Here is a 16,650-nt window from a genome sequence, read left to right on the forward strand (position 1 = left end):
CGTACGGGGTGGGCCCGGCCGGTCGCCGTACCGGCCGGGCCCACCCCGCCGGCAGCGGCCGTGGCCGGCTGCGGGTGGTGCGGGTGGTGCGGGTGTGCGTGGCGGGCTCAGAACCCGCCGGGGGCACCGCCGTTGGCCAGTTCCTCCAGGTCGAGGACGAGATGGGCGGCCGGCTCGTCGAAGTCCACCGGGACATCGAAGTCGCTCATCGAGATGGCGTTGGTGGTGCCGCGCTCGGTCTGCTCCATGTGCATGAGGTAGGGCTCGCCCTCGGTGGCGATCAGCAGGGTGCTCTCCCGGGAGCTGCCGGGCTTGGGCACCTCGTGCAGGGCGATCACCGGAACGTTCAGGTGCGTGCTCTCCTCGCCCACGGAGACCTCGTCGGACGTCATGCCACTTACGTCACCGAAGTTGCCGAGGAACCCCTCCAGGTCGCACATCTCCGCCATGGCCTCGGCGTCCGGGTTGTCGGTGGTCCCGTAGAGATACATGCCCGACAGCTCGGTCATGTCCGACCCGGTGACGGCCTGCCAGAACTCCGTGTCCGGCTGGTACCAGAGCTCGTTGCCGCGCTTGAGCAGTTCGAAGGAGCCCTCGCCCGCGACCGCGACGGTGCCGGCGCAGTCCCCCCGGACATCCATCAGCATGTCGATCTCCATCAGCTGACCGGGGCTCTCCTCAATGGTTCCGGACAGCCGCAGAGAGTCCGCTCCGGTCACCGCGTCCATCGCGCTGCTGACCATCTCCGTCGGCGGCAGGTCGGTGACCCCGTTGCCCCCGCCGGCCGGTGTGTCCTCGTCACCGTCCCCGCCGGTGCCCTCCTCGTCCTGCTCCCCACCGTCCGTGGGGATCCCCTCGCCGATGAAGGAGGGCCGTTCGCGGTCGGATCCGCACCCCGTGAGCGCCACCGTTCCGGCCAGCGCCGCCGCCACGAGGGCTGTCGTGCGCGTACCGCGTCCCATGTGCAACTCCCCCGTCTTTTCCCCGTTTGCTTGCGTGCGGGAAGACGCGACGGTCAGACGTACAGTTCCCCGAAGAAGTCGAAGAGCAGATCATCGGGCCCGTAGACGAGTTCCGGCGACGGCGCCTCGATCTCCACGGGGACCCCGAAGTCGCTCATCCACATCTCGACGACACCGTCCACCCCGCCGTCCATCACGAGATGGCGCATATAGGGGTCCCCCTCGGTGGCCACCAGGGCTCGCACCGATATCCCCTCCTCTTCCCCCTCGATGGGGATGACCTCGACTCCCTCGTGGGTGGTCAGCTCGCCCTTCTCCGCCCACGGCGCGACGTCACCGGGACCCCCATCGACATCGGTCAGGTCCATCAGGTCCAGGAACTCGTCGGACTGGCAGAAAGTCAGCACCTCCTCGGCACCCGGCTCGTCCGCCGTAATGTGCCGGTAGCGCCCCTCGATCTGCCGGATGAAATCCTCCCACTCGGGATCCTCGGCGACGAGGCTGTCCACGAACGCGCTGTCGAGCCGCATCCATGCCTCGTCCTCGACGATGATGAACTCCATCCCGCCGTAACCCGACTCGGTCATGGTGACAACGCATCGACCGGAGCGGTCGTAGTGCATCTCCACGTCCATCGCGGCCTCGTCCCCGTCCGACGTCATGACGATACGCAGCGACTCCGCCGCGAAGGCCGTTTCCATCCCGACGAAGAAGATCTCCTCGGCCGGCCGGTCGAGCAGCGGGATCTCCTGCGGCGTCTCCGGTTCGCCGTCCCGCTCCGCCGCCGTCTCGGAGAGCACCACGGTGCTGTCGTCGGGACGGCTCTCGCGCGCCTGGTCCTTGAAGAGGGTGGTCTGCGCGCATCCCGTCAGCAGCATCCCCGTCATCGAAGCGGCCAGCGCGGCATGCCATCGAACCGGCTTCATGTGCCCCCCACATGTCTCACACGATCGAAAAGAGATTCGTCAAGTCTAGTGTTCGACCTGAAGATCCATCGGTCGAGTGACATGCGGGCAGGCGTGATCCGGCCTCAGCACGGGGAGACATGGGGCAGGAGGAACGACCCTGGGAGCTCGGGGCTCCGGGTCGTCCCGCGGGGGGTGGGCGGTGGGCCGCTCGCCGGGGCGGGCGGCCCACTGTCCCCTGCCCATCGACGCGCCGCGCGCCCCCACGGTGGAGTACGGCGGAGCCGGTGATCGGCCGTGCGCTCAGACCCGCCCGGCCGGAGCGACGAACACGTGCATGGCCACGTCGGCCGACAGCTCGGCGGCCTCGCCACCACTGCCGACCTGGACGCCGCCGCCCGCACCCGGGGTGACGCTGACCGACGCCCCCGGCTGCACTCCGGCCCGGCGCAGCGTGTGCATGACGGAGGTGTCCGTCTGAATCGGCTCCCCGATCCGGCGGACGATCACCGTCTTGCCGCCGCTGGTCTCCATGTCGGTCAGCGCGACCAGACCGCTCCCGAGGAAGGCGTCCGGCTCGCTCACCTTCTCCCCCAGCTCGGCAAGGCCCGGGATCGGGTTGCCGTACGGCGACTCCGTCGGGTGGTTGAGCAGCTCCAGCACGCGGCGCTCGACCGCGTCGCTCATCACGTGCTCCCAGCGGCACGCCTCCGCGTGCACCTGCTCCCACTCCAGGCCGATCACGTCGACCAGGAGACACTCGGCGATGCGGTGCTTGCGCATGACCCGCTCGGCGAGCAGGCGCCCCTCCTCGGTGAGCTCCAGGTGCCGGTCGCTGGCCACCGACAGCAGGCCGTCCCGTTCCATCCGGGCCACGGTCTGGCTGACGGTCGGGCCGCTCTGCTCCAGTCGCTCGGCGATACGGGCACGCATCGGGACCACGTTCTCTTCCTCAAGCTCCAGAATGGTGCGGAGGTACATCTCAGTGGTGTCGATGAGTCCGGACATAAGTGCCCCTCGATAGCTCGTGCGGTGGCCCTGAACCAATTCTGACGTATGGCGCCGACAATCGAGCCCACTGCGCGTTACCGCAGCCCTACAAGACCGCTGCCGCCGTATTGACACGGGCGTGCCCATGACCTCACCGTGACGCGTGACCGGCACCCACCCGGAAATGTACATCGTACGCGTACGGGGCGACGGCCTCGTACGGGCGCGACGGGCACACCGTCGCGCGCCGTACGCGGAGTACCGCACCGCAGGGCACCGCACATCACCGCACCGCACCGCACCCACGAGGGGACAGCGCAGATGAGCCCGCAGGCAGAGCAGCAGGACGCGCAGGACGGGATAGGCACCGGCGCCGACGGCCGGACCACTCTCGGTGACCAGTTCTTCGACGCCGCCGTGCGCCTGCTGCGCCGCGTCCAGGAAGAGGAACGCGCCGCCATCGGGCAGGCCGGGGACCTGATCGCCGACACCATCACCTCGGGCGGGAAACTGTTCGTCTACGGCGCCGGACACTCCGCGCTGCCCGCCCAGGACATCGTCTACCGGGCCGGCGGCCTGGCCCTGGTCAATCTGCTCGCCGTCCCCGGCACCACCGGCGTCGACGTCAGCCCCGCCCTGCTGGGCAGCGCCCTGGAACGGGTCAGCGGCCTCGCCCAGGCCACCCTCGACTCCAGCCCGGCACACGCCGGCGACCTGCTGATCGTCATCTCCCTCTCCGGCCGCAACAGCCTGCCGGTGGAGATGGCCGCGCACGCCAGGACCCGCGGACTGCGCGTCATCGGCGTGACCTCCCTCGTGTACACCGAGGGAACCGAGCCCAGGAGCGCGTCCGGCACATTCCTCAAGGACCACTGCGACCTGGTCCTGGACAACAAGATCCCGATCGGCGACGCCGAGCTGACCACCCGCCGCATCGGCGCCCCGTTCGCACCCGCGTCCACGGTGGTGGTCTCCGCGCTGCTCCAGGCCGTGATGGCGGACACCGCGGGCAAGCTCTCCGACCAGGGCATCGAGCCGCCGCTGCTGCGCTCGGCCAACGTGGACGGCGGGCAGGAGTGGAACGAGTCCGTGTACGCGACGCACGCCGACCGCATCCTGTGGCGCCGGTAGCGGCCCGCTGAGCGGCGGGGGCGAAAAACATTTGCCGCCGCCCCGGACCGGTATTACGGTCGCAGGTACACAGAAGGGAGGTGGTTCGGCAGATGTATCAGATCCGGACGCGTGAGGTGGCTGCGGCCTAGAGCCGTCGTCCCACGGAAACGTGGCGCCGGCTCCGCCGGCCAATCCCAAGCAGTCACCCGACCCGCGAGCCGCCGGTAACGTCCGGCCGGCTCCCCGAGACGCCCCAGCGGCGCCGAGGGGAACCAGGCTCGCGGGTCGTTCCGTGTGCGCACGCGCGAGCGCGACCGCCCCGGGCGCCGCCCACCCCTACGGGCAGAGCCGCTCGATCGTCCACCCGGCCCCGCCCCCGGCGGCCCGCACGTACCGCAGCCGGTCGTGCAGCCGGTTCTCCCGCCCCTGCCAGAACTCCACGGTCTGCGGCACCACCCGGTACCCGCCCCACTGCGGCGGCGCCGGCACGTCCTCCCCCTCCGGGTAGCGCTCGGCCAGCTCCGCGTACAGCTGGTCCAGCTCCGCGCGTGAGGCGACCCGTGAGGACTGCTCACTCGCCCAGGCCCCCAGCTGGGACCCGTGCGGGCGGGTGCGGAAATACCCCACCGTCTCGTCCCGCCCGGTCCGCTCGGCCAGCCCGTTGACGATGACCTGCCGGGCGATGCCGTGCCAGGGGAAGAGGAGCGAGACCTGCGGGTTCGCCTCGATCTCCCGGCCCTTGCGGGACCCGTAGTTGGTGAAGAAGACGAAGCCCCGCTCGTCGAACTTCTTCAGCAGGACGGTCCGGGAGCTGGGGCGGCCCGCCGGGTCGGCGGTGGCGAGGATCATGGCGTTCGGCTCGTGCAGCCCGCTCTCGGCGGCCTGCCCGAACCACGCGAGGAACTGCGCGAACGGGTCGGCCGCGCTGTCCTTCTCCTCCAGCCCGGCCTCCCGGTAACGGGCCCGCATGGCGGCGGGGTCGAGCTGCTCGGCGGCGGACGGCGTGGCGCTGGTACGTCGGGTGACATCGTCGGCGTGGGACACGCGCCATATCTTGCAGCATCCGTCCGACAGCCGTGGCCCGATCGGGGCGGTGCGCCGGGAGCGTGCTCCGGGATCAAAGCGGGTGATAGGAGGAGCGAGCGGGCGGGGAATATCCCGGCGGCGAATGCTTATCACATGAGCGATGACCGGCGGGAGAAATTCGCCGCTTCCTGGCAGGGAAAACCCTCGCTACGCTGCCTGCCATGAGCGATCGGGCCCCTCAGGGAATCCTGCCTTTCACCGTGCCACGCCATGCGTTCATACCGCGAAAGGCTTCAGCGACCGCACAGTGGAACGGAGAGGATCACTGGATCGACAGGGACAACGATCCCGACCACTGGTGGGAGATGGTTCATGCGAATACCGCCATCGTGACGCAGATCGATGACGGAGAGACCGAACTCACTGCTGAAACAGTGCAGAGAACCTTCAATTTCACCTGCTCTTCCTCCGCCCCGGCACTGGTTTTCTCGTTTCTGAGCCTGTTGGAAACACGACCGGGCGACAAGGTGATGGAGGTGGGCACCGGAACCGGCTGGACGGCGGGATTGCTGGGAAAGCTGGTCGGCGACGAGCACGTGGTGTCGATCGAGGTGGACCCATCGCTGGCCGCGATCGCCAGGAAGAACCTGGCACGTGTGGGCCGCTCGCCCCGCGTCATCGTCGGGGACGGAAGTCTCGGCGCCCCGGATTTCGCTCCCTTCGACCGCGTGCACATCACCTGCGGGGTCCACGAGGTCCCCTACAGCTGGATCCGACAGACCAGACCCGAAGGCAGGGTGGTTCTTCCCTGGGCACCCGCCTATCAGGTGGCTGCCCTGACCGTCCAGGAGGACGGCACGGCATCCGGCCGCTTTCACGGCGAATGTTCGTTCATGATGCTCCGGGCTCAGCGCGATGTGCCGGGCAGTGAAGTCTCCGCCAACGCGGAGGAACGAGAGACGGTGTCATCCGTCGATCCCCGAAAGGTGACCGGCCCGTCCGCTGGGAAGCGGGCTTTCCTGGCTGGAGTCCTGCCAGGAATCGACGTCTCTGGATTTGAGCAGGAAAACGGTGGATTCACGGCCGTATTGCATGGCGACCATTCCCACGCATGGGTCAGAAGTGACGGACATCGGACTCTCGTGGAGCAGCGCGGAGACAGAAATCTCTGGGACGAGGCCGTCATCGCTGACGCCAGGTGGACTGCGCTCGGAACCCCCGAGATCGACCGTCTCGGCCTGACAGTCACTCCTGACGGGCAGCACGTCTGGCTCGACTCCCCCAAGAACATCCTCAGCAAGATCGAGTGAACGAAACCACAGAGGAGCCCGCGTCATGGGAAAGCATGAGCAAGAGCGGCCCAAGTGCCCTGTCTGCAATGGATCGGGGAAGACCTCGTACAGCAAGGACGGCACGACCGTCCAGGTGACCTGTTCCGTCTGTCATGGCAGCGGCAAGAGCTGACCGGCGTCCCCCGTACGCCCTCTGCCCGCCCCCTGGGGTGGGCAGCCCCTTCGGGTTCTGTCAGCCACGCACCGCCTCCGCCTCCGCCTCCGCCTCCGCCTCCGTCTCCGGGAAGGCGGCGCGCTCCGGTGCGGGCCGGTGAGGCACGGGCCGGAACGAGTGCGCACGGTGCCAGCGGCGGGGAAGCCGGTAGCGTACAAACACATGAGTGACACGTGGCCGCGGACCGTGCCCGATCTCGTACGCGCGTGGGTGCCGGGGTACGCCCTCGCCCGTGGGCTGCCGCCCGCCGTGGAGGAGCCGTGGGGCGCGCGGCTCGATGTGGGGCTGCCGCACCACCGGGCCCGGCACGTGCTGCCGGACGCCGACGAGATCACCGTCCGCAAGGCCGCCGCGCACATCGAGGCCGCCGGGGAGCCGTGCGTCTGGCTCAAGACGTGCCTGCCGGACGAGACGGTGGCCGGCTGGCTCGGGGCGCAGTGGACCAGCAACAGCCCCGGATTCCTGATGAGCACCGACGTGGAGCCCCGGGAGGCCACCGCCGCCGTCCCGGTACCCGCCGGGTACGCGCTGGTCAGCGGCTCCCAGCACGGGGTGACCGAAGTACGCCTCGTCACACCCGACGGCACGGTCGCCGCGACGGGGCAGATGGCGCTGGGGCGGGGCGCGGCCACCGCCGTGATCGACCAGATCGAGACCGACCCCGACCACCGGCGGCGCGGTCTGGGCTCGGTGGTGGTCCGCACCCTGATCGGCGCGGCGGCCGGGGCCGGGGCCACCGACGCGGTGCTGTGCGCGAGCGTCGAGGGGCGCGGGCTGTACGAGGCGCTGGGGTGGCGGACGCGGGCGCCGTTCACCAGCTTCATCCACCGGGCGATGTAGCCGAGCAGCCCAGTAGCGGAGCAGCGGAGTAGCCGAAGGTCGGGCGGGACGCTACCTTCGGCCACTGCGCCCCACGGAGGCGGCTGCCTAGCCTGTGGGGGTGGACGAGACGACGACGGAGCTGGGCTTCCCGCGCGGTGAACTGCGGCTGATCCTGCTGGGGTTCCCGGCGCTGGGCCTCGCGCTGGCCTGGCTGCTGCCGGGGGCGGCGCGCTGGGCGACCGAGACACTTCCCTGGATGCCGTTCGAGGGCCCGCTCACGTTCGTCGCCGGGCTCGACCAATGGTGGCAGCGGGCCCTGTTCCTCGCGGTGGGGGTGGTGGCGGGGCTGGTCGTGGCGTTCATCGCGGTCGCCGAGTCGATGAAGCTGACCCTGACGGACGACGAGCTGACCGTCGAACTGAACGACACCACGCACCGCTTCGCGCGCACCGACATCTCGGCGGTCTTCCCTGACGGCAAGGAACTGGTGGTGCTGGACCGCACCACCCGCCCGCTCGTCCGCGGCGAACACCAGGCCCCGCTCGCGGCGGTGGCCGCCGCCTTCCAGCGGCACGGCTACCCCTGGTCGAAGGCCGACCCCCACGCGGCGGACTTCCGCCGCTGGGTGCCGCACGCGCGCGAGCTGCCCGCCGAGGTCCACGTCGTGTTCGCCGCCCGCAAGGAGGCGCGGCGCCGCGACGCCAAGGAAGAGGCACGCGATCTGACCGAGACCCTGGGGCAGTTGGGGTATGTGGTGCGCGATCACGAGGGGCAGCAGCACTGGCGTGCCGTCCCCGGCTGATTCGTGGCAGGGTGCGGTGTCATGCCGTTCGACCACAACGATCACTACCACCGGTGGCTGCTGCGCACCGCGCGCCGGCTGAGCGGACCCGGCCCGGCCCTGGACGTCGGATGCGGCACCGGTGCCTTCGCCAGAAAACTCGCGGCGGCCGGGTACACGGTCGAGGGCATCGACCCCAGCCCCGAGGTCATCGCGGCGGCACGCGCCGCCACCGCGGGCCCCAACCCGTGCTTCCGGGAGGAGGACATCACCACGGCCGCGCTCCCCCGGGACCACTACGCCGTCATCACCGCGCTGGCGAGCCTCCACCACGTGCCGTTCGAGGCGGTCACCAAGCTGCGGGACGCCCTCGCCCCCGGCGGCACCCTGCTGATCCTGGGCTGCGCCCCGGACCGTACCGCGCTGGACCACGCGTACGGCCTCGTCTCCGTCCCGCTGAACGCCGCCGCGCGCCTGGCCTGCTGGGCCCACGACCGCGCCACCGGCCGCCGTCCGCCACCGAAACCCCCGGTCATGGCCCCGACGGTCCCGCTCCCCGTCATCCGCCGCCGGGCCGCCGATCTCCTGCCCGGCGCCCGCGTCCGCCGCCGCTTGTTCTGGCGCCACACCCTCGTCTACCGCCGCCCGTCCGAGCCCGGCCCCGGCTCGCCGGCATGAGGCGCGGGCCGGGGCCGACTGTCAGTGGCGTCCGCCATCCTGAGGACGAGAAGCACCCCCGGCCGACTTCCCCGTTCCTCTCTGGAGCCCCGATGCCACGCTCCGCGCGACCGGCCCCGACGCCGCGCGAACTGTCCGACCTGCCGTACGCCGCGTTCCTCCAGCCCTTCGAGGGCGCACTCGGACGGGAGGAGAACCTGGACACCGTCCACTTGGAGGGGCGGACCTTCGAGGAGACCGAAGCGGGCGGCAGCATGTTCACCGAGTCCGCGCTCAGCTCGGTGACCTTCACGGAGGGGCGGCTGCGGAAGGCGCGGTTCGCCGATGTGTGGATGGACGCGGTGCGCTGGGTCGCCACCGATCTGGCCGAGACGAACTGGATGGACGTGGAGGTCAACACCAGTTCACTGGCCGGGCTCCAGCTGTTCAGCGCCCAGCTGCGGCGGGTGGTGTTCTTCCACTGCAAGCTGGACTCGGTGAACCTGCGGGCGGCGGCGCTGCGGGACGTGGCGTTCGTGGACTGCGTCCTGCGCGACGTGGACTTCGGCGGCGCCACGCTGAACGGGATCACCTTCCCCGGTTCCACTCTGGAGGGCGTCCGGTTCGGCAAGGCCCGGCTGACGAAGGTCGACTTCCGCCAGACTCAGCGCCTGGGTATCGCCGAGGGCCTCGACTCTCTGTCCGGAGCCACCATCAGCACCCTCCAACTGATGGAACTGGCCCCCGCCCTGGCCCACTCCTACGGCATCACGGTCGCGGACGACTGAGCGGGACCATCATGCACGGATCGGCCCCGTCTCGTGAGCAGTCAGCCAACCTCGCTTCGCAACCGGTGACTTCTGTCGATGGAGAAGGCTGTCATTCCCACGGCCAGGACCACAACGGTCACGGCGAAAGCAGGAATGTGGTCACCGGATTCCGGCAGGATCGCCCATGGTCGGGGCTGGCGGGCGGCGTCGTAGCCCTCCATGACCACCAGCAGAACATAGGCAATCGGCACCATAAGTGCCCTCGCTCCGATAAGCGGAAAGACCAGGAGCATGAGGCCCGTCAGGAGGGCACTGTTGCGCCCCACGGCTGCAGCCGCCGGGGAATCGAGGATCAATCCGGAGGTGAAGCCGATCACCAGCGCCACCATCACGGTCGCACTCACGAGAAGCACATCACGGACCACGACGTTTCGCAGGGCAGACAGTTCCGCTTCCGGCAACCGGGAGGCCAGAGTCAGCATCAGGGCCACACAAACAGGTAGCGGCGCGAACAGCATGAGCAGTACCTCCGTGCCACCCGTGAAGGAAGGCATGCCCACCAGGAGTTCGCGAAATGTCCACACCAGAAGGGTAAATACTGCGAGACCGGCCGGCACGTAAAGATGAATCCGGCGGGCTTTGAACCACCACAACACGTCGGCCTACCTCGCGCAATCCGCAGCGGCGGCCATGGTGCCCCCGAACCACTCGCGCTGTTCCTCAAGGGGGAGCTCCATCAGTTCCCGAGCCGCCCCCACGAGCGGGTCGGAGCCGTAGCTTTCCGGGTCCACGCCTGCGGTGAGGGTCAGCCAGGTCTGGAGAAGTACCGCCTCCTCGTGCGGCAGGCAGAGCAAGGCCTCTTCAGGCATCGCAGCAAGGCCGACACCGTGCAAGAGCTCTTGTTCGTCCGTGTGCGAGACGAACCACACGCGCCAGACGTCCGATTCCCCGCCGGCGGACATGCTCTCGTGGGTGACCTTGCGCGGCGCCGGAACACCTGCGCTTTCCAGGCGGCCGACTGCTTGTCGGACGACTCGGTCCACCCCGGGCAGACTTTGGGCGTACAGCTCCGGAACACAGACGACAGGCGAGCCCTGGCTGGTGCACTTCTCTTCCATTCCGGAGGAGGCCATCGGCGTGCGGTAGTCCCAGTCGCGTGCCGTGGCCCAGGAGACACCCCCTCCCCCCAAGGCGACGGCCGTGGCCAGCAACACTCCGATCAGGCGCCGGCGTACACCCCACAGCAGCAGTCCAGCTCCGGCCAGCGCGCTGGTGAAGAGCAACGGCACCACCAGCGCCGCCGGACTGACGACCTGGCTCAAATCGGGGGTGCCCATCGCGTACGCGGTGGCGTGGCGTGTCCACACCATGCCGGGCACTTCGATGGAGCTGTTGCCGGCGAAGCCAATCCAGAACCAGACACTCACCAGCACGAGCGGAGCCGACACCAGACGCGAAGGGATGAAGCATCCGACGGCGAACCCGAAGATCGTGTAGGGAATCGGCAGCGCCAAAACCACCAGGATCGACGGCATGGAAGCGGCATTCGGCCACACCGATGCGAGGACATGGAGCTGGACCACGGAGACCGTCATCAGGAGAACGCCCACTGCGGCGACCGGCGCCAGGGTATCGGCGGCAACACGGTATTGACTGCGCCAGGCCCCCAGACTCCACACTCCGGCCTTGCGCAGCGTCCCGGCCTCCCAGGCGGCGCATCCTGCGGTGATCGCGGCGACGAAGACGAGGAAACGGAAGGAATCAACGGCGACTGCCGGAGCGTACTGAGTTCTGTACTCTGGCGGAAGGCTGTTCGATGCGCCTGCCATGAGGGTCAGGACGAGAGTCGGCAGGGCCAGCCATGTGATCACCGATGTACGCATCAACGCGGCAAAGCGCATCACTCATCACCGCACAGCACCGCGTAGGCCATCTCCGCACGGCGGCCGATAACCACGTCTTCCGGAGCGTGTGCCAGAAATCCCGCGACGTCGCCGTGGTAAACGATGCCGCCTCTGTTCAGAACCGTCACGTGTTCGGAATCCTCGGCCAGATCCGCCACATCGTGGGTGGAGATCAGCACGCTCACATCAGGTGAAAGCGTTGCCAGCGTGTCACGGAAAACCCGCCGTTGGCGCGGATCCATCCCTGCGGTCGGCTCGTCGAGCAGCAGCACCTCGGCTTCGTGCACCAGAGCCTGCGCGACCCCGACGCGGCGCACCTGACCGCCGGAGAGCCTGGTAACTCTCTCGTCCTGCTTCCCACTCAACTCGACCCGGGCCAATGCCTCAGCCGCCGCCGACCACGCCGCAGTCCTGGTCATGCCCTTCAACCAGCCAACGTAGGCGACCTGCTCGCGGGCGGTGAGACCGGGCATAGCGGTGACGTGTTGCGGCAGCCAGGCTACCCGCCGACGATACTCCCGGTCAGAACTGTCGATGCCGCGATAGCTGATGCTTCCGCGTTGCGGCCGACGCACGGAAGCCGCGAGGGACAGGAGAGTGGACTTTCCGGCGCCGTTAGGCCCGAGCAGCACCGTGCGCCGCTCGGATAAGACGTAGTCCACGCCCCGCAGGACCGGCCGCTTCCGATAGGCGAACCAGCAGTCGGATATCTCGACAGGCATTCATCTTTCCGTTCACTATCCGACCGGCGGGAGCCGGGTGCAAACTGAGCATGACCTGCGGGGCGCACGTCAACTATTCGCTGACGACGACCTTATCAACTGACAGACGACCGCCCGAAACGTCACCGTTGATGCGCGCTATCCTGAAATACGCCCGCCGGTGCTGATGTCTCGCGAGAAAGTGGACGCGCTCCGATTGAAGCACGCAGTGAGTCGCGCATCGTTCCCGATTCGCACGTCCGGCTGAAGAGTGAGGTCCTGCCAGATAGCCACCTGCGTCGAGTTGAGATCGGAACCGTACTCGGTCAACTGGCAGCCAGTGAATTTCACCGTCGGCGATCCCCCACCACCGTCCAGCGACGGGATGCGAATCCCGCAAGGGATCCCGTTATGTGACTCTCCCACGGGACCGTGAAGTCACCCTGAGGCGCGGCTTCCGCTGCCGAAGCAGTCGGCGCGGCCCGGGGGAAAGTTGCACACCTGGAATTCTTCACCCGCCTCCGGACCAGTGGTCGCGTCCGTGGTCACAGGGTGGTGCGGGCCCAGGTGGCGAAGGGGGTGGTGGGGAGGCCGAGGGTGCGGGCCGCTTCTGGGTCGGCCGGGGCGGGGTGGAGGCCCACGTACTCCTGGGAGGCGATGAATGCCTCGTGAAGGCCGGCGGCTCGTGCTTCCGGGATGCCGACGGGCAGGGTGATGGGCCGGCCGAGGACCTCGGAGAGGGTGGCGGCGGCCTGGCGGAAGGTCAGCAGTTCGCCCGCGTATTCCAGTTCCACCCCGTGGAACCGCTCCGGCTCGGCGAAGGCGGCTGCCGCCGCCGCGCCGATGTCGGCCACCGCGATGAACGGCTGCGGCACGTCCGGGTCTGTGACGACCAGCAGTTGGTCCGGGTCGTTCTGGGCGTAGTAGAAGGACGGCTGGATGAAGTTCTCCATGAACGTGCTGGGGCGCAGGATGGTGAGGTACCGCGGCTCCGCGTCCCGCATGGCCTGCTCGGCGGCCTCCTTGCTGCGCCAGTAGTGCGCGAAGGCGGCGCCCCAGCGTTCCGCGTCGATCGTTCCGCGGGTGCCCGCGCCGGAGACCGAGGTGTGCACGATCTGCTCGACGCCGGCCTTCCGGGCGGCGGTGGCGATGGTGCGGGCGTGGCGGACTTCGAGGTCGCCAGTGAGGTCGGCCATGTCGGGCAGCTGGACGGAGAACACGCCGCGGGCGCCGTCGAGCGCCGCCACCAGGGAGGCGGGGTCGTCGAGGTTGCCGGTCACGAGGGTCGCGCCGTCGGCGGCGAGCGCCCGGGCCCGTGGGGCCTCGGGGTCGCGGACGAACGCGTGCACCGCCGTTCCGCCGTTCAGCAGGGCGCGGGCGGTCGCCCCTCCCTGCTTTCCGGTGGCGCCTGTGACCAGTACAAAAGGTGAATCGGACATGGGTGTCTCCTGTGGACAGTGAAAACGGAGGGTCCCCCCGTTTACTGTCCACTAAAATATGGGGCACCCCTCCGTTTGTCTAGTGAAGGGCGGGGCGCAACGATGAACACAGCGGGCCCGGCACGCCGCGCCGACAGTCGCCGCAACCGCGCGCGACTGCTCGAAGCGGCTGAGGCCGTCATCGAACAGGACGGCGCGCAGGCGTCCCTCGAAGCGATCGCACGCCGTGCCGGCGTCGGATCGGCGACCCTGCACCGGCACTTCCCGTCCCGGCAGGCGCTGCTCAACGCGGTCTTCCACGAGGGCGTGGAACGCCTGAGCCGCCGCGCTCAGGAACTGGCCGACACGCAGTCCCCCCGCGAGGCGATCACCACCTGGCTCGACGAGCTGACCACCTATACCTCGACCACGCGCGGGGTGGCCGCCGCCCTCATGTCGGACCCCAACGGCGGCACCGCCGTCGAGGGCAGCTGCCACGGCCTGATCCACGGCGCGGCGGCCCGGCTGGTCGCGGACGCGGCGGAGGCGGGGGTACTGCGCGACGAGGTGACGCCGCTGGATCTCCTCACGCTGGCCAACGCCCTGTCACTGGCATCCGAGGGCGACGCGGAAACCGCCCGCCGCCTGCTTCATCTCGCCCTGGGCGGGGTGCTGTCGCGGACCGGGGCCGACTGAGGGGCGGGGCCGCTTCCTCCAGTGGCAGCCGAGGGTTCCGGGGGTGCCGCAGGCCCCCCGGGTCTGTGGCGAGGGACAGCGGAGGGTGCGCGGGCTGCAACCGGCGGGCGGTGTCTTCCCGTTGGGCTCGCGCCGACCGGGCCGGGCGCCGGTCAGCCGTCCCGTTCGGGGGCGTCGACGTAACCGAGGCGCCGGTTCATCTCGATGGCGGCGGTGTTCGCCGGATGGTGGACGGTCCGGATGCGGTCCACGCCGCACCGCGCGGCGAAGCCGATGCCGAAGGTCTTCATCGCGAGGGAGATGCCTCTCCCCCGGAAGGCCGCCCGGACGCCGGTCATCTCGTTGAAGACGAACCCGGACGACCGGTGATCGGACGTCGCCGACATCCCGATCCATCCACCGTCGCCGTCCAGCGCGATCACCACCCCGCGAGGGTCGTACGAGGCGACCTCGATCCGCTGCCGGACGTACGCGTCGTACGTGTAGAACTCCCCGCGCTCCGGGATGTCGGCGGCGCACTCCTTGTTGAGTGCGTAGAGCGCCTGCCTGTTCCGCGCCGTGTCCCCCAGCTCGTCCAGCGTGACCAGGCGGATCCCGGCCCCCAGGCACCGCTCCACGTACGGCGCGAACCGCTCGGCCTCGAAGCCGGTCACGTCCAGTTCAAGCCTGACCCACCGCGTCTCCATGCCCGCACCCTTCCCTACCGGTTCCCCGCTGTCGCGCCTGACGGCGATCTCCGGCAACCGTACGCACGGCAGGCGTCGGCGTTCGGCACGGGCAGGGAGGCTACGCGATCACACCGGCTGGAGCCGGGTGCGCAAAAGGCAGAATTCGTTACCTTCCGGGTCGGCCAGAACGTGCCAGCTCTCCTCGCCGGTCTGGCCGACATCGGCCGGCCGGGCGCCGAGGGCGAGGAGCCGTTCCAACTCGGCGTCCTGGTCGCGGTCGGTGGCGTTAACGTCCAGGTGCAGCCGGAGCTTGTGGGGCCGGGGGTCGGTGGTGGGGCTGAGGACGAGGGTCGGCTGCGGGCCGCCGAAGCCGGTGTCGGGAGGCCCGATCTCGATGCTTCCGTCGTCCTCCCGGCCGAGTTCGACGTAGCCGAGGACCTCGCTCCAGAACGCGGCGAGGCGTTCCGGGTCCGCGACGTCGAGAACCAGTTCACTGATGCGGCATGCCATGGCCGGAGAGTGTAGGGGGGCTGGGCCGCACTCGCGACGGTGTTTTCCCCGACGGTGCGGCCGGGTTCGCCGGGCCGTACCGTCCGGCGGTGGGAAGGCGCGCCCGGATGCGTAGAACGGCCCTTCTCCCTGGGGGAAGGGCCGCCGTACGCGCGGTTCAGGAGAGGCGCTCGAACGCGCCACGTCTGACCGCACGGAACAGTGCCCGTGCACGAACGTGGCTCACCCCGGCGACCACAGCGGGATCATCGCTCTCCCGCAGGAGCAGGCCATCCGTCGAACGCCCCAGTTCGACACAGGCGTTATCGCCGCCTTGGGTCGAATATGAAGACTTCTGCCATTGAATATCCGCCATTTTCCACACTCTCAGAGTTGTTTCGCGATACCGAGCAAAAAGTCTCGCGTCTTTTCGACCGAGAGAGACAACTCCTCGATTTTATCCATGATGATCCGGTGCCGGTCGAGCGCTTCGGGAGCCTCCAGGAAGGTGACACCGGCCGGGGTGTCGAAGTGCACGGTGTCCAGTTGCCGCACTGCCCCGGAGACGCAGTTGATCGACGCGCCCGCACTCGGGAAGCCACCCACCGAGAAGGGAATGGCGCGGATCGTGATGTTCTCGCGCTCGGATGAATCCAGCAGGCAGCGCAACTGGGCCCGCATGACGGCGGATCCGCCGAACTCCAGCCTTATGGCCGTCTCATGAATGAGGAAGACGCACTTTGGGGGCTCGTCCTTGTCCAGCACATCCCGCCGACGCATCCGGAAGGACAGCATCCGGCGCAACTCGGCGGACCCGGGGACCGGTACGTCCATGGACAGCACCGCCCGCGCGTATTCCTCCGTCTGCAACAGGCCGGGCAGATGCGTCACCTGGGTGCCGCGCATGTGGACCGCGTGGTGCTCCAGTTCGGCGAGATCGAGCGCCGCGACGCCCAACCGGCCCCGGTACTCCTCCCACCAGCCCTTGCCCCGTTCCTCCGCCATGGCGACGAGCGCGTCGACATAGGGCACGTCCGGGCACCGGTACACCCTCGCGAGTGAACGCAGGCGCTCGGCGCTGAAGCCGATCCGGCCCGCCTCCATGTTGCTGATGCGGGTGCGTTCCACCCCCAGGTGCTCGGCCGCGTCCAGCACGCTCATCGCTGCCGCCTCGCGCATCCTGCGCAGTTCCGCCCCCAGCCTGCGCTGCCTGGCCGTCGGCGCCGGCCTCGGTGGCATGCC

At 69.2% G+C, this 16,650-nt stretch carries 19 protein-coding genes; 7 read left to right on the plus strand and 12 right to left on the minus strand.

The genetic code is table 11. From position 1 onward, the window contains the following. Nucleotides 1–107: 107 nt before the first annotated feature. From H7827_RS11620 to H7827_RS11630, 3 genes are all read right to left on the minus strand, one after another. Nucleotides 108–962 (minus strand): hypothetical protein, encoded by an 855-nt coding sequence (locus H7827_RS11620; protein ID WP_432744717.1) that lies wholly within the window; start codon nucleotides 960–962, stop codon nucleotides 108–110. A 53-nt stretch (nucleotides 963–1,015) separates the two neighbouring features. After that, nucleotides 1,016–1,840 carry a hypothetical protein gene (locus H7827_RS11625; protein WP_432744720.1) on the minus strand — a complete coding sequence of 275 codons (825 nt, stop codon included), beginning with the start codon at nucleotides 1,838–1,840 and terminating at the stop codon, nucleotides 1,016–1,018. Nucleotides 1,841–2,170: 330 nt separating this feature from the next. Beyond that, entirely contained in the window at nucleotides 2,171–2,875 is a 705-nt protein-coding gene (locus H7827_RS11630) for a metal-dependent transcriptional regulator (RefSeq protein WP_386538199.1), read from the minus strand. Nucleotides 2,876–3,178: 303 nt separating this feature from the next. Between H7827_RS11630 and H7827_RS11635 the strand changes: the two genes are divergently transcribed. Continuing rightward, the gene (locus H7827_RS11635) at nucleotides 3,179–3,988 is read left to right on the plus strand and encodes an SIS domain-containing protein (protein WP_432744723.1); all 810 of its coding nucleotides are present in this window, start codon (nucleotides 3,179–3,181) and stop codon (nucleotides 3,986–3,988) included. A gap of 318 nt (nucleotides 3,989–4,306) precedes the next feature. Here H7827_RS11635 and pdxH read toward each other — a convergent pair whose 3' ends face one another. Continuing rightward, nucleotides 4,307–4,939, minus strand: coding sequence for a pyridoxamine 5'-phosphate oxidase (pdxH, locus tag H7827_RS11640; RefSeq protein WP_107046988.1), 633 nt, complete (start codon nucleotides 4,937–4,939; stop codon nucleotides 4,307–4,309). A 278-nt stretch (nucleotides 4,940–5,217) separates the two neighbouring features. On the opposite strand from pdxH, the gene H7827_RS11645 reads away from it, so the two are divergent. From H7827_RS11645 to H7827_RS11665, 5 genes are all read left to right on the plus strand, one after another. After that, entirely contained in the window at nucleotides 5,218–6,306 is a 1,089-nt protein-coding gene (locus H7827_RS11645; RefSeq protein WP_200365280.1) for a protein-L-isoaspartate O-methyltransferase family protein, read from the plus strand. Between the two features lie 358 nt (nucleotides 6,307–6,664). Beyond that, a complete protein-coding gene (locus tag H7827_RS11650) occupies nucleotides 6,665–7,342 on the plus strand; it encodes a GNAT family N-acetyltransferase (protein WP_432744726.1) in 678 nt (225 codons plus the stop codon). A 100-nt stretch (nucleotides 7,343–7,442) separates the two neighbouring features. Beyond that, nucleotides 7,443–8,126: a YqeB family protein gene (locus H7827_RS11655; protein WP_432744729.1), complete on the plus strand. Its 684-nt coding sequence runs from the start codon at nucleotides 7,443–7,445 to the stop codon at nucleotides 8,124–8,126. 21 nt (nucleotides 8,127–8,147) lie between these two features. Next, nucleotides 8,148–8,783, plus strand: a complete 636-nt coding sequence (locus tag H7827_RS11660) for a class I SAM-dependent methyltransferase (RefSeq protein WP_432744731.1) — start codon at nucleotides 8,148–8,150, stop codon at nucleotides 8,781–8,783. A 92-nt stretch (nucleotides 8,784–8,875) separates the two neighbouring features. Then, nucleotides 8,876–9,550 (plus strand): pentapeptide repeat-containing protein, encoded by a 675-nt coding sequence (locus tag H7827_RS11665; RefSeq protein ID WP_386538210.1) that lies wholly within the window; start codon nucleotides 8,876–8,878, stop codon nucleotides 9,548–9,550. 41 nt (nucleotides 9,551–9,591) lie between these two features. Here H7827_RS11665 and H7827_RS11670 read toward each other — a convergent pair whose 3' ends face one another. The 4 genes from H7827_RS11670 to H7827_RS11685 form a co-directional block, all read right to left on the minus strand. Beyond that, nucleotides 9,592–10,188, minus strand: coding sequence for a hypothetical protein (locus H7827_RS11670; protein WP_432744733.1), 597 nt, complete (start codon nucleotides 10,186–10,188; stop codon nucleotides 9,592–9,594). 6 nt (nucleotides 10,189–10,194) lie between these two features. Then, nucleotides 10,195–11,433 (minus strand): DUF7224 domain-containing protein, encoded by a 1,239-nt coding sequence (locus H7827_RS11675; RefSeq protein WP_432744736.1) that lies wholly within the window; start codon nucleotides 11,431–11,433, stop codon nucleotides 10,195–10,197. Beyond that, complete coding sequence (locus H7827_RS11680; RefSeq protein WP_432744739.1) at nucleotides 11,433–12,158, minus strand: ABC transporter ATP-binding protein; 726 nt, start codon at nucleotides 12,156–12,158, stop codon at nucleotides 11,433–11,435. Before H7827_RS11680 ends, H7827_RS11675 begins: the two co-directional genes overlap by 1 nt. A gap of 524 nt (nucleotides 12,159–12,682) precedes the next feature. Continuing rightward, complete coding sequence (locus tag H7827_RS11685) at nucleotides 12,683–13,576, minus strand: NmrA/HSCARG family protein (RefSeq protein WP_432744741.1); 894 nt, start codon at nucleotides 13,574–13,576, stop codon at nucleotides 12,683–12,685. Between the two features lie 102 nt (nucleotides 13,577–13,678). On the opposite strand from H7827_RS11685, the gene H7827_RS11690 reads away from it, so the two are divergent. Then, on the plus strand, nucleotides 13,679–14,251 hold the full coding sequence (locus H7827_RS11690; RefSeq protein WP_432744744.1) for a TetR/AcrR family transcriptional regulator: 573 nt from the start codon (nucleotides 13,679–13,681) through the stop codon (nucleotides 14,249–14,251). A 152-nt stretch (nucleotides 14,252–14,403) separates the two neighbouring features. Here H7827_RS11690 and H7827_RS11695 read toward each other — a convergent pair whose 3' ends face one another. The 4 genes from H7827_RS11695 to H7827_RS11710 all read right to left on the minus strand — a co-directional run bounded on the left by H7827_RS11695 (nucleotide 14,404) and on the right by H7827_RS11710 (nucleotide 16,647). Then, nucleotides 14,404–14,937, minus strand: coding sequence for a GNAT family N-acetyltransferase (locus tag H7827_RS11695; RefSeq protein WP_432744747.1), 534 nt, complete (start codon nucleotides 14,935–14,937; stop codon nucleotides 14,404–14,406). A gap of 108 nt (nucleotides 14,938–15,045) precedes the next feature. After that, nucleotides 15,046–15,429, minus strand: a complete 384-nt coding sequence (locus tag H7827_RS11700; protein WP_030729275.1) for a VOC family protein — start codon at nucleotides 15,427–15,429, stop codon at nucleotides 15,046–15,048. 157 nt (nucleotides 15,430–15,586) lie between these two features. Further along, nucleotides 15,587–15,784, minus strand: a complete 198-nt coding sequence (locus H7827_RS11705; protein WP_262833396.1) for a DUF397 domain-containing protein — start codon at nucleotides 15,782–15,784, stop codon at nucleotides 15,587–15,589. A gap of 11 nt (nucleotides 15,785–15,795) precedes the next feature. Beyond that, nucleotides 15,796–16,647 carry a helix-turn-helix domain-containing protein gene (locus H7827_RS11710; protein WP_432744751.1) on the minus strand — a complete coding sequence of 284 codons (852 nt, stop codon included), beginning with the start codon at nucleotides 16,645–16,647 and terminating at the stop codon, nucleotides 15,796–15,798. Between the last annotated feature and the right edge of the window lie 3 nt (nucleotides 16,648–16,650).

Source organism: Streptomyces sp. JH002 (assembly GCF_050916115.1).
In the GTDB taxonomy this organism is placed as follows: domain Bacteria; phylum Actinomycetota; class Actinomycetes; order Streptomycetales; family Streptomycetaceae; genus Streptomyces; species Streptomyces xiamenensis.

What these genes read in the sequence shown, in the direction of transcription:
- H7827_RS11690 (WP_432744744.1), top strand. Translation starts at nt 13,679, where the DNA reads ATGAACACAGCGGGCCCGGCACGCCGCGCCGACAGTCGCCGCAACCGC.
- H7827_RS11630 (WP_386538199.1), bottom strand. Translation starts at nt 2,875, where the DNA reads ATGTCCGGACTCATCGACACCACTGAGATGTACCTCCGCACCATTCTG.
- H7827_RS11685 (WP_432744741.1), bottom strand. Translation starts at nt 13,576, where the DNA reads ATGTCCGATTCACCTTTTGTACTGGTCACAGGCGCCACCGGAAAGCAG.
- H7827_RS11710 (WP_432744751.1), bottom strand. Translation starts at nt 16,647, where the DNA reads ATGCCACCGAGGCCGGCGCCGACGGCCAGGCAGCGCAGGCTGGGGGCG.
- H7827_RS11700 (WP_030729275.1), bottom strand. Translation starts at nt 15,429, where the DNA reads ATGGCATGCCGCATCAGTGAACTGGTTCTCGACGTCGCGGACCCGGAA.
- H7827_RS11650 (WP_432744726.1), top strand. Translation starts at nt 6,665, where the DNA reads ATGAGTGACACGTGGCCGCGGACCGTGCCCGATCTCGTACGCGCGTGG.
- H7827_RS11635 (WP_432744723.1), top strand. Translation starts at nt 3,179, where the DNA reads ATGAGCCCGCAGGCAGAGCAGCAGGACGCGCAGGACGGGATAGGCACC.
- H7827_RS11705 (WP_262833396.1), bottom strand. Translation starts at nt 15,784, where the DNA reads ATGGCGGATATTCAATGGCAGAAGTCTTCATATTCGACCCAAGGCGGC.
- H7827_RS11625 (WP_432744720.1), bottom strand. Translation starts at nt 1,840, where the DNA reads ATGCTGCTGACGGGATGCGCGCAGACCACCCTCTTCAAGGACCAGGCG.
- H7827_RS11695 (WP_432744747.1), bottom strand. Translation starts at nt 14,937, where the DNA reads ATGGAGACGCGGTGGGTCAGGCTTGAACTGGACGTGACCGGCTTCGAG.
- H7827_RS11675 (WP_432744736.1), bottom strand. Translation starts at nt 11,433, where the DNA reads ATGCGCTTTGCCGCGTTGATGCGTACATCGGTGATCACATGGCTGGCC.
- H7827_RS11665 (WP_386538210.1), top strand. Translation starts at nt 8,876, where the DNA reads ATGCCACGCTCCGCGCGACCGGCCCCGACGCCGCGCGAACTGTCCGAC.
- pdxH (WP_107046988.1), bottom strand. Translation starts at nt 4,939, where the DNA reads ATGCGGGCCCGTTACCGGGAGGCCGGGCTGGAGGAGAAGGACAGCGCG.
- H7827_RS11645 (WP_200365280.1), top strand. Translation starts at nt 5,218, where the DNA reads ATGAGCGATCGGGCCCCTCAGGGAATCCTGCCTTTCACCGTGCCACGC.
- H7827_RS11620 (WP_432744717.1), bottom strand. Translation starts at nt 962, where the DNA reads ATGGGACGCGGTACGCGCACGACAGCCCTCGTGGCGGCGGCGCTGGCC.
- H7827_RS11680 (WP_432744739.1), bottom strand. Translation starts at nt 12,158, where the DNA reads ATGCCTGTCGAGATATCCGACTGCTGGTTCGCCTATCGGAAGCGGCCG.
- H7827_RS11660 (WP_432744731.1), top strand. Translation starts at nt 8,148, where the DNA reads ATGCCGTTCGACCACAACGATCACTACCACCGGTGGCTGCTGCGCACC.